The sequence below is a fragment of the Myxococcus sp. CA056 genome, assembly GCF_013336715.1.
In the GTDB taxonomy this organism is placed as follows: Bacteria; Myxococcota; Myxococcia; order Myxococcales; family Myxococcaceae; genus Myxococcus; species Myxococcus llanfairpwllgwyngyllgogerychwyrndrobwllllantysiliogogogochensis.
The window spans coordinates 189046-206473 of sequence record NZ_JABUMT010000009.1 but is presented as its reverse complement, the minus strand read 5'-3'; the positions used below and the strand labels follow the sequence as shown (position 1 = coordinate 206473).

Genomic DNA, 17428 nt, shown 5'->3' with positions numbered 1-17428 from the left:
CTACCGCAGCAGCGCGGCGAAGGAGTGGTCGCGGGCGGAGTAGTCCGCGTCCTCCATCAGCATCTGGTGCACGCGGCCCTGGAACGCGGTGGGCACGGCGGGGAACAGATGGTGCGTCAGGTGGTACTGGTCATGCCGGGGGAACAGCACCCGGTTGAGCCAGCCCCACGCGAAGACGTGGTTGCGGGAGCGGTGGAACTCGTCCGGCGAGCCGATGACGCCCGCGTGGTCCACCGCGTCCGACCAGTAGCGGATGACCTGATACGGCACCAGGTACGGCAGCGCGTAGAAGAGGGCGAACGCCTTCCAGCCGATGCCCCACTGCGCCAGCGCCACCAGCCCCGCGAGGAAGGCCCACCGGGTGAGTGTCACCGCCCACGGGTCCGTGCGGTGGAAGAACACGGGCCGCAGGAAGGCGGGCAGGTGCATCAGCGACAGGGGCCGCAGCAGATGGTCCTTCACGAACGGCCGGTCCGCCTCCGCGAAGCCGAAGCGGCGCCGGGAAGCGAAGTCCAAATCCTTCTGTGCGTCACCCAGGTGCAGGTGGTGCGTGAAGTGCTCGCGCGTGTACGGCTCCAGCGCTGTCAGGTCGATGACGGCCAGCAGGTGGCCGAAGACGCGGTTGCGGCGCTTGCCGCGCACGAACATGCCGTGACAGGCCTCATGCAGCATGTTGCCCAGCGCTCGGAAGCGCGTGCCGATGAAGAAGGCCACCAGCGGGTAGAGCACCCAGCCCGCCAAGGGGTGGTCCGCCATCAACCGCGCCGTGCCCAGGGCCGCCACCACCGCCAGGCCCACGTGCAAGAGGAGATGTCCCACGCCCGCCGGCAACGAGTGCGAGTGGTAGCCCAGCGAGGCGACCCGCCGGGCGAACCGACCGCGCAGCTTCGTGGCGATGGACGCACCGCGCTCGCCCATTTCGGGCAAGGCCACGGAGCCTGGACTGTCCACCTTCGGCACGGCGCGCATCGGGACCTTTCAGGGGTCTGACTCGAACGCGAGGGAGGAGCGACGCTAGTCGGGGTGCCGCGCGACGAGCAAGCGAGCGGCCCGGATTCCCACGGGGACAGGCCCTGGGTGGAAGGCCCGTGACGCGGTGCGTGCTCAGTCCGCCAGCCGCGTGGGCAGGTTCACCCCGGGGCGCGCGGCGAAAATCATCTCCTGCGTGGGCAGGGGGATGCAGACGGAAGAGGACAGGCCCACCGCCTCCAGCAGCCGCGCGTACTCGGAGGCGGACAGCAGGTCGCCCTCGTTGGTCATGAACCGACGCAGGCCGAAGTACAGGTGGTCCAGGGGGCCGTCACGGCGCTCGTTGAGCACGTACTCGGCGATGAGCAGCACGCCGTCGGGCTTGAGGGCCCGGGCCACGCGCGCGAACAGGCCGGGCAGGCTCTCCGGCCTCAGGACGTTGAGCACCTGGGGCAGGATGATGACGTCGAAGGCGGCCTCCCCGAAGTCGTGGGTGAACAAGTCCCCGGGCCAGAAGCGCGCCCGGTCCGCCACCTGGAGCCGCTCCAGGTTTGCGCGCACCTGCTCGAGCACCACCGCCTGGTCGAAGTAGGTGACGTGGGTCGTCGGCGTCGCGCGTGCGAAGGCCGCGCCCCACACGCCGGAGCCCGTGCCGATGTCCAAGACTGACGCGCCCTCCAGCGGGTGCGCTTTCGAGAGCGTGGTGGCCGCCTTGCGACTGAGCTGGAAGTGCGACGCGAAGACCGCCGTAATCTGGTTGGAGTTGTCCGCGTAGAAGCGTCGGCTCACCTCCGGGTCCTTCAGGTCCAGGATGAAGCGCTCCTCGCGCACCGTCTCGTCCAGGCGCTCCAGCGCCTCCGTGTACTGCGCGGACACGCTCAGCGAGCGCACCATGTACGCCAGCGCCTTGCCGTCCAGCAGCCTCCGCGCCTCCGCGCTCAACCCGAAGGCCTCGCCCTCCCGCGTCGCGAGGCCCAGCTTCTCCAGCACCTCCACCACGACGCGCAGCCCGCCCGTACTCAGGTACGTGGCCGCGCCCAGCTCCGGCAACGTGCGCGGCGCCGACGCGAGCAGCTCCAGCAGGCCCAGCCGCCCGGAGGTGATGAGCACTTGCGTGCGCGCGCCGCTCCGGGCGAAGCGGTCGAAGAAGTCCTCCGCTTCCGTGCTGGAAGCGGGCGCCGCGGCCTCCAGGAACAGCGCGCGCAAGTGTCCGAGCACGTCCCAGCGCTTTCCCGCGTGCTGCACGGGCTCGCCGTGTTTCACCGCCTCGTCGAGCAGGGCCACCGGGCCCCCCCAGTCCTGCTCGGCCTCGAGCCGCTGGAGGAAGGCGCTGTCGCGCAGGAATGCCGCCGCGCCTTGCGTCAGGGCGAAGCGCCGCGCGTCATCGTCATCCCGTTGGGAGACGTAACCCAGACACACCAGCAGCTCGAGCAGGGCCCGCAGTCCTCGGGCGGAGGTCTCCGTGGCGGTGGCGAGTGCTTCGAGGGAACACGGAGTGGAGCTGCCCTGCACCGGAAGTGCGTCGAAGAGGCCCAGGCGCAGGGAGGCTCTCAGGAGCGCTGACTCGTTGGCGGCGTTGCGCGCCCAGAAGTGGAGTGACTGCGCGAGGGAGGGGCTGGGGGAGGCCGTCATGCGCTGTCTCGGGAGAGGGAGGAGGCGGCGTGCAGCTTGGTCTGTCCTTCTCGCGTCGCGCAACCATCCAGGGCGTGTGGCTTGTATCGCTCCAAGGGGTTCTCTATCGTCCGGCCTCCACGTCCGGTCGAGGACGCCGCCCGCCCCGCCGGGGCGAGTGTGCAGGGTCCGCATCGCGAGGAGTCTCCAGTGACGTTGCTGTCGTTCGCGCTCCAGAGCGTCGTGGCCCGACCTCGGAGCTGGGTGGTGGCCCTGCTGGCGCTCGGCTCCGCGCTGCTGCTCACCCTGGGGTTCGCGATGGTGGCGGGCATCTCCGAGGGCACCCAGCGCAGCGTCATCGAGAGTGGAGCGGGCCACTTCCTCGTCTACAACTCCCAGTCCACCGAGTCCGCCGTGGTGGTGACGGGGCCCACGGGCGCACCCGTGCTGGTGCCCCTGCCGGACTATCCCGCCACCGAGGCCCGCGTGCGCGAGACGCCCGGGGTGAGTGACGTCGTGCCGCTGGAAGTGGGCATGGGCGCCACGTTCCGGGGCAACTACCTGGACGACAAGCTCTCCACCGCGCGTGCCGTGGCGCGTCAGCCCCCCTCGCCGGAGCGCGACGCCCGGCTGGCGAGGCTGGCGGCGGACCTGCAACGCACGCTGCTGGAAGTGGCGCGTGACGCGGACCGGCAGGCGGAGGCCTTCCTCACCGCCGACGAGGCGCGCATGGACCGCGCGGCGCTGGAGGAGGCGACGACGCCCGCCTTCTGGGCGCGCTTCGGCGCCCAGCCGCTCGCCGCGCTCGAATACCTGGAGAACCACGTCGCCCGGCAGGTGGGCGAGGGCGAATCCATCGACCTCGAGTACCTGGGCAGCGACTTGAATCAGTTCGTCCGCGCCTTCCCCCGCTTCGAACTGGTGACGGGCACGCTGCCACCTCCGGGACACCGGGGCCTGCTCCTGGGGCACGGCCTGTACGAGCAGCGCTTCAAGCTGCCGGTCGCCGCGCGGCTGGACGAGCTGAAGCGGGAGCTGGACCGGGGCGCGTTGCTCGCGGAGGACGAGCGGCTGCGCACGCTGGTGGACCGCGCGTCGGCGGAGCTGCCGGACCTGCTGGCGCGCGTGGACGCGGAGCGCTCGGACGCCGCGCGCGCGGTGCTCACCCGCGTGCTGGGACACCCCGGAGAGGCGGAGGCCCTGTGGCGCGAGTTCCTGAAGTTGGATGACGCCAACTTCGCCACGCGTCACCAGCTCTTCTACGCGGAGCTGGCGCCGCTGTTGCCGCTGTACCGCGTGAAGCCCGGGGACACCGTGGTGCTCAAGGGCCTGGACTCACTCGTTAATGGTGTGCCGCTCAAGATTTGGGGCACGTACCGCTTCCGGGGGCTCGGCGGAGACTCCAGCCGCGTCAACACGCTCAGCCTCATGGACCTGGTGAGCGCGCGCTACCTGTCGGGCCGCCTGTCGCCGGAGCTGATAGAGGAGGCGAAGCGCGACGCCCAGTCGCTCGGCCTGGACTTCCTGCCGGAGTCGGAGGTGGAGCTGCTCAAGCCGGCCACCGTGGTGGAGGTCGAAACGCCGGAGAAGCCCTCGTCGGAGGTGCCCGACTTCCCGCGTGCCCGCGCCTGGCCGGAGACGTTCTCCGCGACGGAGCTGCGCGGAGGCAGCGTGCTCCAGGCCGCCGTGGTGGTGACGCCGGAGGCGAACCCGGAGGCGGTGGCCCTGGACGTCGTCCAGCGGGCGACGAGCGCGTCGGTGCCGCTGACGACGGTGGACTGGGAGGCGGCGGGCGGCTTCGTCAGCGAGGTGGTGGGCCTGACGCGGGTGGTGCTGCTCGGCTTCTCCGTCATGTTGTGTCTGTTCGTCGTGCTGGTCTCCGCCGGCACGCTGCTGCTCCTCGCGCAGGAGCGCGTGGGTGAGGTGGGGACGATGCGCGCGGTGGGAATGCAGCGGAGCGACGTCTTCGGCTCGCTGTTGACCGAGGGGTTGCTGTTGGGCGGGCTGGGCGCGGGCGTGGGCCTGGCCATCGCCGCGGCGCTGCTGTTCGGGACGATGGGAGACGGCATCGGCGTCACGGACGAGTCCCTCCAGTTCTTCATGGGCGGCCCGGTGCTGATGCCCCGGCTGTCCCTGGGGCAGGGCGCGGCGGTGTGGCTGGGCGTGGTGGGCGTGGTGGTGGTGGCGTCCCTGGTGCCCGCGTGGCGCGGCAGCTCGGTGCCTCCCGCCGTGGCGATGCGCAAGAGGGAGGACTGACCCATGCTCTCCCTCATCCAACTCGCCCTGCGCAACCTCTTCGCCCACCGGGAGCGGGCGCTCTTGCTGCTGGGCATCGCCGCCGCGGCCAGCGGCGTCATCGTCTCCGTGTCGTCGCTGTCAGCGGGAGTGGCCGCGGCCCAGCGCGAGGCCATCACCACGTTCATCAGTGGCGACCTGAATGTCGGCGGCTTCTTCAAGGTGCACCCGGACTCCATCGCCCCGGTGGTGGGCGACGCGGCGAAGGTGCGAGGCGTACTGGCGAAGAGCGTCCCGGAGGGCTGCTCGGTGCGCGAGCGTGGCCGCAGCTTCGCGCTGGCGGGCGCGGGCCGTCGCCGCACGGGCTCCTTCCTGGTGGGCATGGACGTCGTGGGAGAGCGCGGGGCGCTGGAGCGCTTCCGGGTGGCGTCCGGCAGCCTGGAGTCGCTGGCCCGGCCGCGCACCCTGGCCATCTCCACCACGCTGGCCGAGCGCCTCCAGGTCAAGCCAGGCGACATCGCCACCCTCTTCGCGCAGCCGGTGGGCGGCGGTCGCCGCAACGCGCTGGACGTGGAGGTGGTGGCCATCACCGAGAAGGCGGGCCTCTTGGGCGAGTCCGCGGGCCTGCTCGTCTCCAACGACACGCTGCGCGAACTGGACGGCTACAAGCCGGGCTCTGCGGGTGTGTTGCAGTTGGTGTGCGGTGACACGCCGGTGGACGTGGACGCGCTGGGGGACACGCTGCGCGAGTCGCTGCGCGGCGCGGGCTTCGACGTGCTCCCCGCCACGAACGAGTCCTACGCGGAGAAGCAGATGCCCCTCTTGCGCGAGGGCTGGCGCGGACAGCGGCTGGACGTCAGCACGTGGGAGGACGAGTCCTCCTTCCTGTCCTTCGTCACGCTGGGCCTGGCCGCGCTGGCGGTGCTGGTGAGCGCGGTGGTGCTGGTGCTGGTGGTGATTGGCCTGTTCGTCGCGCTCAGCGTCGCGGTGCGGGAGCGCACGCGGGAGATTGGCACGCTGCGCGCCATGGGTATGCATCGCCGGAGCCTGGTGGCCCTGTTCCTCATGGAGGGGCTGCTCTTGGGGCTGGTGGGCTCGACGCTGGGCGCCGTGCTGGCCTCGGGCCTGTGCGTGGCGCTGCGCGGCGCGGTGCCGTTGCAGGGTGAGATTTCCAACCTGTTCTTCAGTGGCACGCTGCCCCTGGCGCCCAGCCTGGGCCTGGGCCTGCTGTCGGTGGTGCTCGTCACCATCGGCGCGGGGCTTGCCACCATCGTTCCCGCGGCGCGTGCCGCTTCGCTGACCCCGCGGTCCGCCATGGAGGCCCTGTGATGCCGACGTCCGTCCGCCGTCTCGCCGTCCTGCTCGCCGTCGTGCTCGCCCCCCTGGCCGGGGCCGAGGAGAAGGCTCCGAAACCGCCGGAGACGAAGGCCGCCCTGTCCGCGGAGGACGTGATTCGTCGCGTGGACGAGCGCATGGCGCTCAAGAGCGACTTCAAGAGCACGGTGCGCCTGCGCGAGAAGCGCAAGGACGGCTCGGAGGCGCTCCTGGAGATGCTGGTGTTCCGCCGCGACTCCTCGCGGGACCTGCTCATCTACATCACCAAGCCGCGCAACATGGCGGGTGGCGGCTACCTGCGCATCGGCCGCAACCTGTGGGAGTACGACCCGTCCGTGGGCCACTGGCAGCGCACCACGTCGCGCGGCAACATCGTCAACACCATCTCCTGTGAAGAGGACTTCGACCGCTCGCACCTGCTGGAGACCTACGAGGTGCAGGACGAGGGCGAGGAGGAGGCGGCGGGCACGAAGTTCCGCAAGCTGTTCCTCAAGGTGCGGCCGGGCATGGAGGCGTCCTTCCCGCAGCTGCGCATCTGGGTGGACCCCGACTTCAACATCGTCAAGCGCGTGGGCTACGCGCCCTCGGGCCGCACCCTGCGCACCGACATCATTCGCGGCTACCAGAAAATCAAGGACCCGGCCGCGGACAACCGGCCGGTGTTCCTGATGCGCGAGGTGCTCGAGGTGGAAGAGGCCGAGGGCACCCAGCTCACCGTGCGCTACGACGAAGTGGAGCTGGCGCCACTCAGCCCCAACATCTTCACGAAGACCTGGTTGGAAGGCCGCTTCCGCTGAGGAGCTGTTCCGCCAGGAGGTCCACTTCTGGCGGGTGAAGCACCGTGGCGTGTTCGCCCTCCAGCTCCACGACGTCCAGGTGCTCGGCGGGAAGGTGGCGCGTCCAACCCAGGAACGCGTCACCCACCTGCTGACGCACGGCCCGGCTGGTGAGCAGGCGCGGCCGCACCCGAGTCAGCGGGATGCTCCACGCGCGGGCCTGAGGCGTCAGCACCTCGCCCAGCACGCGCCAGATGCGAGCGAAGTCGCTGCCCCGGAAGTGCGGCGCCGCCGTGCCGCGCTCGCGGGCGCGCAAGGCCACGTGCTCCCACTGCTGGGGCCGGGGCATCGTGGACAGCTCCTCTTCCAGCGCCTCATCCCTCACGCCGAACTCGCTGGCCAGCACGAGCACCGGGTCCTCGCTGGAGGACGGAGTCACGGCCTGGATGGCCTCGGACGTGGCGGTGTCCACCATGCCAAGCAGCTCCACCGTCTCGCCCTGGGCCTCCAGCGCGGCGGCGACACCGAGGGCGGGATAGCCGCCGTAGGAGAAGCCCACCAGACGGTAGGGGCCCTGAGGCTGGAGGGCGCGGATGTCTCGGGTATAGGCCTCCACGCGTGCTTCCATCGTCGCGTGGCCGTGGCCTGACGCCAGCGTCTCCGGGGCCTGGATGCCGTAGCAGCGGAAGTGTGGCTCCAGCCGAGGCACCAGGTCCCGATAGTGGTGCACCTCGCCGTCGCCCGCGTGGAAGAGGAACAGGAGCGGCGTGCCCTCCGGCACTTGGGGACTCGCCAGCCGCACCGCGCTGGTGCGTCGGGGGCCTTCACGCATGAGCGCGAGGATGGCCTCGGCGGACTCGCCCAGGGTGGGGCTCTGGAAGAGGGTGGCCAGCGGCAGCGGCAGGCCCAGCTCCTCCTCCAGTCGTGCCAACAGGCGCATGGCCAGGATGGAGTCTCCGCCCAGCGCGAAGAAGTCGTCGCTGGCCTGCACGTCGGCGCGCCCCAGCGCCTCCTTCCACAGTCGTTGGAGCACCATCTCCAGCGTGGTGCGGAAGGGCGTCTCCAGCTTCGATTCTGAGGCGGGCTCGGACGACTCGGGAGCCACCAGCACGTCAGGGTCCGGCAGCGCCTTGCGGTCCACCTTGCCGTTGGCGTTGATGGGCAGCGCGTCCATCACCACGAAGGTGGCGGGCACCATGTAGCCGGGGAGCTGGGAGGCGACGTGCTGCCGGAACACGTCGGAGCGCGTGACGCCGGGCGCCTGGACGTAGGCGCACAGCGATGTCGTGCCCGCGGAGGACACGCGCGCGACGACGACGGCCTCCTGCACCTGGGGCTGGCGTCGCAGGCAGTTCTCAATCTCCGACAGCTCGATGCGGAAGCCGCGAATCTTCACCTGGTGGTCGGCGCGGCCGAGGAAGCGCAGGCGTCCATCCGGCAGCAGCCGGGCCAAATCTCCCGTGTGGTACATGCGCGCGCCGGGCGTGGACGAGAACGGGTCCGGCAGGAAGCGCTCGGAGGTGAGGTGCGGCGCGAGCAGGTAGCCGCGCGACAGCGCCGCTCCGCCGATGTACACGCGGCCGGGCAGGCCCGGAGGCACCGGCTCCAGGTGCTCGTCCAGCAGGTAGAAGCACACGCGCGGCATGGGCCGGCCAATGGGGAACGTGGCCGCCGTGCCCAGGCCCTCCTCACCGGGGATGTCGCAGGTGGCGGAGGTAATCGTGCACTCGGTGGGGCCGTAGACGTTCACCCACGGCGCGTGTCCACCGCCCACGCGCACCCAGGCTTCGAAGGTCTCCTTCTTGAGGACGTCACCACCCGGAGCGAGCAGCTTCAATCGCGCGGGCACGCGCTGGCCGAGCGCCTCCATCTGCCGAATCCACTCCTCGATGTACGTGGGCGGCAGGCTGATGATGGTGATGCCCGTCTCCTCCAGATACGGCGTCATCGTGTGCGCGGGGACGAGCCCGCTGCGCATCACCACCGTGCCACCCACGGCCAGGGGCGGGTACAGGTCCTCGGCGGCGGCGTCGAAGGTGAGCGGCGCGAACTGGAGCATCCGGTCGCCCTCCACCAGCCGGAAGCGTTTGGCGATGGCGACGTTGTGGTTCACCACGGAGCGGTGCTCCACCATGACGCCCTTGGGCTCGCCCGTGGAGCCGGAGGTGAAGACGATGTACGCCGTCTGCGAGTCGAGGACGCGACGCGGCCCGGGCTCCAGGTCATCCGTCACGGCCGCGGGCTGGGGCGCCACCTCCACATCCGCGACGAGCGGCACGTGGGCCTCCAGCACGTTTTCATCCACCCACAGCCGGCGCACCTCGGCGCGTTCCAGCACGTCGCGCTTGCGAGGCTCCGGCCAGTCCGCGTCCAGCGGCACGTAGGCTCCGCCCGCCTTGAGGATGCCGAGCAGCACCGCCATGGCCTGCGTGGAGGGCTCCATCACCACGCCCACGCGCTCCTCGGGTACCAGTCCCCGCGCGAGCAGGCGAGAGGCCAGCAGGTTGGCGCGAGCGTTGAGCTGGGCATAACTCCACGTAACGTCACCGTGCGCGACGGCGGGTGCGTGCGGCGTGCGGCGCACCTGGGCCTCGAAGAGGGTGTGGATGCAGGTGCCCGGCGCGATGTCCTGCGAGGGGCCCGCCAGCGCGGCGAGCACATCGGCGCGCTGGGCCGGTGACAGCATCGACAGCCGGGGCAGCGACACATCCGGCTCGCTCAGGGCGGAGGCGGCGAGCTGCTCGAAGGCGCGCGCGAAGCGCTCCCCTGTCTCCGGCGTGAAGAGGGCACCGTCCAGGGCGACGAAGCCCGCCAGCGCGCCCGAATCGCCCAGGGTGACGCTCACCACCACGTCATACGCGGGGATGACGCCGTCGACGTCCAGCTCCGCCACGGACAGTCCCTCCAGCTCGGGCAGTCCGGGACGCTCCGCCTGGAGCAGCGCCTGCGCGAGTCGGGGCGCGGCCCGGTCTCCATCCGGCTGCACCGTGTCCGCGATGCGCTTGAAGGGCACTTCCTGGTGCGTGGTGGCGTGGGCCACGACGTCGCGCACGCGGCCGAGCAGTGCCCGCAGCGACGGCGCGCCCGACACGTCCGTGCAGAGCGGAAGCACGTTGGCGAAGTAGCCCAGCAGCCTCTCCACCTGGGGCGTGGCCCGGCCGGAGAAGGGCGTGGCGACGACGACGTGGGCCTGTCCGCTGAGCCGGTGCAGCCACGCCTGCGTCAGCGCGAGCAGGACGCTGAAGGAGGAGACGCCTTCGCTCCGGGCGAGCGCGCGGATGGTGTCCGAGTGCTCCACCGACAGGGACACCGCCACGGCGCGCATGTTGTCGTTGAGCGCGGGCGCGCGGCGCGGGAAGTCCAGCGGAAGGTCCAACAGCGGCGGCGCATTCGCCAGGGCCTGCTTCCACGACGCGAGTCCTTCTTCGAGTCGCCGCAGCTGCTCGGGCTGCCGCTGCCAGACGGCGTAGTCGGTGTACTGGAGCGCCAGCGGAGCCAGCGTCACGGTGCGCCCGTGGACCGCGGCGTTCCAGGCGGTCGCAAGCTCCTCAGCGAAGGTGCCCAGGCCCACGCCGTCATTCACGGTGTGGCTGAAGGCAATCACCACGGCGTGGCGCGTGCCCGTCGCGTCCAGCTTCAGCAGCTCGAAGCGATACAGCGGGCCGTGCTCCAGGTCGAAGTGCTCGCGGTCCAGTCGCACCACGGCCTCGCGTGCGGTTTCCAGGGCGTGCGCGGCGGACAGGTGCGAGAGGTCCACGCGCGTGAGGACCGTGGCGCGCGAAGGCAGGACGCGGACGCGCAGCGCATCGCCGTGCTGGAAGAACGTGGAGCGCAGTGTCTCGTTGCGCTCCACCACGGCCGCGAGGGACTCCTCGAACCGGTCCGCGTCCAGCGCGCCCTCCAGCAGCAGGCCGAGCGTGAGGACATACGGAGGCGCCTGCGGAAGCTGGAGCGCGTACCAGAGCCGCTCCTGGACGAGCGACGGGGGCAGCACCTCCGGCCGGATGACGACGGTGGGGCCCTGCTGCATCGCGCGAGGCGCAGCGTCGATGAACGCCGCCACCGAGGCGATGGTGGGGTTCGCGAAGAACACCGACAGGGGCAGCTCGACTCCGAAGGCCTGACGCAGCCGCGCCACGAGTCGGGTCGCCGAGAGCGAGTGTCCGCCGTGCTCGAAGAAGTTCCCCTGTCGGGAGAGCTGCTCCAGTCCCAGCGCGTCCTGGAACATGCTCGCCACCTGTAGCTCCGTGGCGCCGCGTGGCGCATCGTCGCCCAGGGCGGACAGCTCTTGTCGAGGCAGCTCCCGCTGTGACAGCGCCTTGCGGTCCACCTTGCGCGACGTCGTGAGGGGCAGTGCGTCAATGGGAATGAAGGCCGAGGGCACCATGTGCTCGGGCAGGCGCTGACGCAGCCATGCGCGAAGCTCGTCGAGGGCGAGGGTGCCGGAGCTGGCGGATACGAGGAACGCCACCAGTCGCGTGCCGCCGCCCGCGTCGTCGCGAGGCACCACGGCGACCTCGCGCACGTCCGAGTGGCGCGCGAGCACGGCCTCGATTTCGCCGGGCTCCACGCGCATGCCACGTATCTTGAGCTGGGTGTCCAGTCGGCCCAGGTATTCGACCTGGCCGTCCCCGAGCCAGCGCACCCGGTCTCCCGTGCGGTAGAGCCGCTCGCCGGGCGTGGTGGCGAAGGGATTCGGGATGAAGCGCTCGGCTGTCAGGTCCGGGCGCTCCAGGTAGCCACGCGCCAGTCCGATGCTGCCGACGTACAGCTCACCCGGCACGCCAATCGGACTCGGCTCCAGGCGCGCGTCGAGCACATAGAGGCGGTTGTTGGTCAGGGGCTTGCCCACGGTGACGCGGGTGATGTCCGCCGCCGCGCCGGACGGCTGTCCGAGGCCGGGGAAGGTCGTGATGGTGGCGGCCACGGTGACTTCCGTGGGGCCGTAGGAGTTGAGCAGCGCGCGGCCCGGGGCCCAGCGCTGGGCCACCTCGACTGATAGGGGCTCGCCGCAGGAGATGATGAGCTGGAGGTGCTCCAGTCCCTCGACTTCGAGCTGGGCGAGGACCGTCGGCGTGAGCGCGCAGTCGGTGATGCGCTGCTCTCGCATCAGTGTGCGCAGCGGCAGGTCGGGCATCAGCCGCTCTCGGGGGGCCAGCACCAACGTGGCGCCGGAGAGCAGCGTGGAGAAGATCTCGCAGACCGAGCCATCGAAGGTCACGGAGGCGAACTGGAGGACCCTCCGGCCGGGCCGGAGCCCTTGCGCGTCGAGCAACGCGAGGGCGGTGTTGCACAGGCCCTGATGTGTCAGAAGCGCGCCCTTGGGGCGACCTGTCGAGCCCGAGGTGAAGATGACGTACGCGAGCTGGTCCCCCGCCGCGAGCGGTGGCAGGTCCTCCACCGGCTTGCGGGAGATCTCCGCCGCGTCGGTGTCGACGTACGCGGCCATGATGGGGACGGTGGAGAAGACGTGCCCCAGGGACTCGCGCGTCACCAGGACCCGCGCGCCCGAGTCGACGAGGAGCTGGGTGAGCCGCTCTGGCGGATGCACGGGGTCCAGCGGCACGTAGGCTCCGCCGGCCTTCAGCACGGCGAAAATGGACACGATGAGCTCGGGGCCGCGCTCCAGGCAGAGGGCGACGCGCTCCTCGGGCCCCACGCCGAGCTCCCTCAGGAAGCGGGCGAGCTGGGTGGAGCGGGCATGCAGCTCCCGGTACGAGAGCGTCTGGCCCTCGTAGCAGAGGGCCTCCGCGTCCGGCGTGCGTGAGACCTGCGCGGCGAAGCGGGAGACGACGTTGTCGTGTGCGTCCCGGGCGAGGGAGAAGTCGTTGAAGTCGACGAGCACCTTCCGGCGTTCCTCCTCCGTGAAGAGCGACAGTCGGCTCACGGGAGTCGAGGGTGCGAGCAGCGCGGCCTCGAGCAGGCTCACGTAGTTCGACACCATCCGCTCCGCGCTCTCGGCCTCGAACAGCGCGGTGGGATACTCGAGGTAGAGGCCGAAGCGGTCGCGGAACTCCTCGGCGGTGAGCATCACGTCATAGAGGCTGGCCGCCGAGCCGAGTCGAATCTGGTTCGCCTTCAGTCCCGGGAAGCCATCCGAGAGAACACGGGGACTGGGGTTCAGCTCGAACATCGCCTGCACGAGCGGCGCGTGAGAGAGGCTGCGCTCCACCTGGAGGGCATCCACGACTCGCTCGAAGGGAACCTCCTGATGGGCGAACGCCTCCAACGCCGTGGTCCGCGCGTGGTTCAGCAGCGTGAGGAAGGACGCCTCGGGGGCGATCTCCGTGCGCAGCGCCACGGTGTTGATGAACAGGCCGACCAGGGGCTCCACCGACGGATGGACCCGACCGGACACGGGCGTGCCCACGCACAAATCCAGCTGGCCGGTGTACCGGTGGAGCAGGGCGGCGAAGGCCGCGTACAGCGCGATGAACGGGGTGACCTGCTGCTCGCGGCACAGCGTCCGCAGCGCCTCGGCGAGGTGCTCTGGCAGGGGATGGTGCCGCGTGAAGCCGCCTTCGTGACTGCGCCCGGGGTGCCGAGGCACATCCGTGGCCAGCTCCAAGACGGTGGAGGCTCCCTCCAGCTTGCGCCGCCAGTACTCCAGGTGGACGTCCTGACGTGCGACCAGGGCGGGCGAACGCTGCCAGGCCGCGACGTCCGCGAAGTCGAGCGCGAGGGGGCGGAGTGTCGGCGTGCGGTTCTCGACGAAGGCCGCGTAGGCCTCCGCCAGCTCGCGCAACACGATGTCCATGGACAGGCCGTCCACCACGATGTGGTGGAACACCAGCAGCAGGACGTGATGCTCCGGCGCGAGGTGGAACAGGTGGAAGCGGCACATCGGCCCCGTGTCCAGAGGGAAGGGGCGCTCCGACTCCTCCTTCAATCGGGACAGGAGGACCTGCCGCGTGGCCTCGTCACCGCCAGCCACCGTCGACAGGTCCTCACGGTCGAGCACTCGCGGCGGTACGGGCTGGAAGCTCACCCGCGGCCCACCCTCCGCGGCGATGAAGGTGGAGCGCAGCGCGGTGTGGCGCTCGAGCATGAAGACAAGCGCGGACTCCAGGGCCTCGGCGTCCAGCGGCCCACGCAGCTCGGTGGCCTCCGGAATGGCGAGGGACGCGGAGTCGGGCATGATCTGCTGGAGGAACCACATGCGCTCCTGCGAGAGCGACGACAGGGTGGGCGCATCCGCGCTCCGAGGCAGGGGCTCGGGGAGCGGAAGGGCCTGCCCCGGAGCCAGCTCCGAGAGCGCCCGCGCGACGCCCGCCACCGTGGGTGCCAGGAAGAGGGCCTTGAGCGGCAGCTCCTGACCCAGGGCCTGACGGATTCGCGACACCAACCGCGTGGCGCTCAGCGAATGGCCGCCCAGCGCGAAGAAGTCCGCGTCGCGAGAGACGCTCTCCAGGCCGAGCACCTGGCAGAAGAAGCTCGCGAGCAACTGCTCCAGCGGTCCCTTCGGTGGCGCTTCGCTGGCGCCTCTCGTGGACTCGGTCTCCGGGAGCGGGAGCGCGGTGAGCGCCCTCCGGTCCACCTTCCCTGACGGCGTCAGCGGCAGCGCGTCCAGCACGACGAAGGCCGAGGGGACCATGGCCTCGGGGAGCAGGGTCTTGAGCGCCGCGCGCGACGTCGCGGCTTCTTCCGCTCGCCCCTCACGCGCGACGACGTAGGCGATGAGGCGCGCGTCGTTGTGCGCCGTTGCCCGTGCCAGGACAACGGCGTCACGCACGGAAGGCAGCCGCCGCAGCGTGGCTTCAATCTCCTCCAGCTCGATGCGCTGCCCGCGCACCTTCACCTGGAAGTCGGTGCGGCCCAGGTACTCCAGCGTGCCGTCGCCGCGCCAGCGGGCCAGGTCTCCCGTGCGATAGAGGCTGGCGCCGGGCAGGTCGCTGAACGGGTCCGGGATGAAGCGCTCGGCGGTGAGCTCCGGACGACGCCAGTACCCGCGCCCCACCTGGATGCCGCCGATGAAGAGCTCACCCTGAACACCCACGGGGACGGGCCGTCCCGAGGAGTCGAGGACGAGGAGGTGGGTATTCGCCACCGGGCGACCGATGGGCACGCTCGTGCGCGTGTCGCCTCGGCGGCAGCTCCAGTGCGTCACGTCCACCGCGGCCTCGGTGGGGCCGTAGAGGTTGTGGACTTCCGTCGCGGGAAGCCGCTCGTGGGCGCGTTGGACCAGGTCCGCGGAGAGGGCCTCGCCGCTGCACACCAGCACGCGCAGGTCCTTGAAGGACTCCTGCCAGGGCTCCTCGAGGAAAGCCCCGAGCATGGAAGGAACGAAGTGCGCGATGGTGATGCGCTCGGCGGCCAGCAGCCGCGCGAGATAGGCGGGCTCGCGGTGTCCACCCGGCCGCGCCAACACCAGCCGCGCGCCCACGGTGAGCGGCCAGAACAGCTCCCAGACCGAGACGTCGAAGCTGGTCGGCGTCTTCTGGAGGACGCTGTCACCCGGGGCGAGCGCGTGGACCTGGTGCATCCACGTCAGGCGATTGACGACCGCGCGGTGCGCGTTCATCGCGCCCTTGGGACGGCCCGTGCTTCCCGAGGTGAAGATGACGTAAGCGAGCGAGTCCGGGTGCGGCCGGCTCGCGACCCGTGTGTTCGGGAGGCTCGCGAGCCGCGGGGTTTCCGCGTCGAGGAGGACCGTGTGTCCTTCGTGCTGCGGCAGGTGGCTGACGAGGTCCTGACGAGTGATGACGACCGGAGCCGCGCCGTCCTGGAGCATTCCGGCCAGTCGCTCGCGAGGAAGCTCCGGGTCCAGTGGCAGGTACGCCGCGCCCGACTTGAGGATGCCCACCAGGGCGATGACGAGCTCGAGTGAGCGCTCCAGGAACACGCCGACGAGGACCTCGGGGCCCGCGCCGAGTGACTGGAGGTGCCGCGCGAGCTGATTGGCCCGTGCCTCCAATTCACCGTACGTGACGTGGTGTCCCTCGAAGGTCAGCGCGCACAGGTCGGGAGTGCGCTCCGCCTGGGCTTCGATGAGCGAGACGAGCGTCGCGTTCGCATCGTACTCCCTCCGCGTGTCGTTGAAGTCGCGGAGCACCTGTCGGCGTGCGTCGACATCGAGGAGCGAGAGGTGGGCGACCTGCTGGCTCGGAGCGCCGAGTGCGTCCTCGAGCAGGTGGACATAGTGGGACAGCAGGCGCTCGATGGTGGGCGCCTCGAAGAGGTCGGTGCTGTACTGGAAGGACAGCTCGTGGCCCTGGGGGCTCTCCGTGACGGTGAGGGCCAGCTCGGACTGGGTGTTCAGTCCGTCGACGACGATGGGGCGGGCCTGGAGCCCGGGGAAGGTGTCGGCGAGCGTGCTCTCCGCGTGCTCCCAGAAGAAGCCCACCTGGAACAGCGGGGAGTGCGCGAGGCTGCGCTCGACCTGGAGGGCCTCGACGACTCGCTCGAAGGGCGCGTCCTGGTGCGTGAAGGCTTCCAGGGCCGTGGTCCGCGTGCTCGCCAGCAGCTCCGCGAAGGTGGTCCCCGGAGCGAACCGCGTGCGCAGGACGACGGTGTTGGTGAAGAGGCCGACGAGGTCTTCGAGCGCGGGATGGGGACGGCCGGAGACCGGCGTGCCCACGGACACGTCATCCTGTCCCGAGTGCCGATGCAGCAACGCGCTGAGCGCCGCGCCGAGGACCATGAAGGGCGTGACCTGGTGCTCGCGGCATACCTTCGTGAGCGCCTGCTCCAGCGCGGGGGACAGTCGGTGGAAGCGACTGAGCGCGCCTGTGTCTCCGAGGACAGAGGGCCGGGGCTTGTCGGTGGGCAGGGATAGGAAAGCGGGAGCACCGGCGAGCTGGTGCTTCCAGTACTCGAGGTGGGCGCCTTCGCGCTCCCGGACAGGGGCTGAGTGCTGCCAGGCCGCCACGTCAGCGTAGTCGAGCGGGAGCTGGGGCAGCGCGGGCATCCGCTGCTGACCGAGGGCCGCGTAGGCCTGGGACAGCTCGTGCAAGAGGATGTCGATGCTCAGGCCATCGACCACGATGTGGTGCAGCACGAGCAGGAGGACATGATGCTCGGGCGCGAGGCGGAACAGGCGGAAGCGATAGAGCGGTCCCTGCTCCAGTGACATGGCGCGAGTCGCTTCTTCGCGCAGCCGCTGGTGGAGCAAGGGGCTGTCACCGTCCAACGCCGGAAGGTCTTCGACCTGGAGCAGCTCCACGGGAATGGAGCCCCGTCGAGGAACCGGTCGTCCGTCCTCCGCGACGAGCGTGGTCCGCAGCACCGGGTGGCGCTCCAAGAGCAACCGCAGCGCGCCATCGAGTGCAGGCACATCGAGCGGACCGCGCAGCTCCACGGCCTCGGGGATGTTGTAGGCGCGAAGCTCCGGCTGGAGCTGGTGGAGGAACCAGAGGCGCTCCTGGGCGAAGGAGGCGCGAGGAGGGAGGGAGGAGGGAGAGGGGTTGGGGAGAGGGAGGGCAGGCGCGTGGTGCTGAGCGAGTGCGGCGGCCAGTCCCGCGACGGAGGGAGAGGCGAAGAGGGAAGCGAGAGGAAGCTCGACG

Annotated in this window: 6 protein-coding genes; 3 read left to right on the top strand and 3 right to left on the bottom strand. The window is 70.7% G+C overall.

Annotated elements, in window-relative coordinates; translation table 11 throughout:
• Both HUA76_RS30270 and HUA76_RS30265 read right to left on the bottom strand, forming a co-directional pair.
• Window positions 1-933, bottom strand: coding sequence for a fatty acid desaturase (locus HUA76_RS30270; RefSeq protein ID WP_371823535.1), 933 nt, complete (start codon window positions 931-933; stop codon window positions 1-3).
• Between the two features lie 171 nt (window positions 934-1104).
• The gene (locus tag HUA76_RS30265; RefSeq protein WP_174456476.1) at window positions 1105-2601 is read right to left on the bottom strand and encodes a class I SAM-dependent methyltransferase; all 1497 of its coding nucleotides are present in this window, start codon (window positions 2599-2601) and stop codon (window positions 1105-1107) included.
• A gap of 189 nt (window positions 2602-2790) precedes the next feature.
• Here HUA76_RS30265 and HUA76_RS30260 point away from each other — a divergent pair, with 189 nt between their 5' ends.
• Genes HUA76_RS30260 through HUA76_RS30250 form a run of 3 tightly spaced genes read left to right on the top strand, consistent with a single transcriptional unit; the run spans window position 2791 to window position 6947 of the window.
• Window positions 2791-4836 carry an FtsX-like permease family protein gene (locus HUA76_RS30260; protein ID WP_174462790.1) on the top strand — a complete coding sequence of 682 codons (2046 nt, stop codon included), beginning with the start codon at window positions 2791-2793 and terminating at the stop codon, window positions 4834-4836.
• Between the two features lie 3 nt (window positions 4837-4839).
• The gene (locus HUA76_RS30255) at window positions 4840-6144 is read left to right on the top strand and encodes an ABC transporter permease (RefSeq protein WP_174456474.1); all 1305 of its coding nucleotides are present in this window, start codon (window positions 4840-4842) and stop codon (window positions 6142-6144) included.
• On the top strand, window positions 6144-6947 hold the full coding sequence (locus tag HUA76_RS30250; RefSeq protein ID WP_174462789.1) for an outer membrane lipoprotein-sorting protein: 804 nt from the start codon (window positions 6144-6146) through the stop codon (window positions 6945-6947). The genes HUA76_RS30255 and HUA76_RS30250 overlap by 1 nt, the downstream gene beginning before the upstream one ends.
• Here HUA76_RS30250 and HUA76_RS30245 read toward each other — a convergent pair.
• Window positions 6913-17379, bottom strand: coding sequence for a non-ribosomal peptide synthetase (locus tag HUA76_RS30245; RefSeq protein WP_254614590.1), 10467 nt, complete (start codon window positions 17377-17379; stop codon window positions 6913-6915). The two genes, HUA76_RS30250 and HUA76_RS30245, sit on opposite strands and share 35 nt — an antisense overlap.
• Window positions 17380-17428 lie beyond the last annotated feature (49 nt).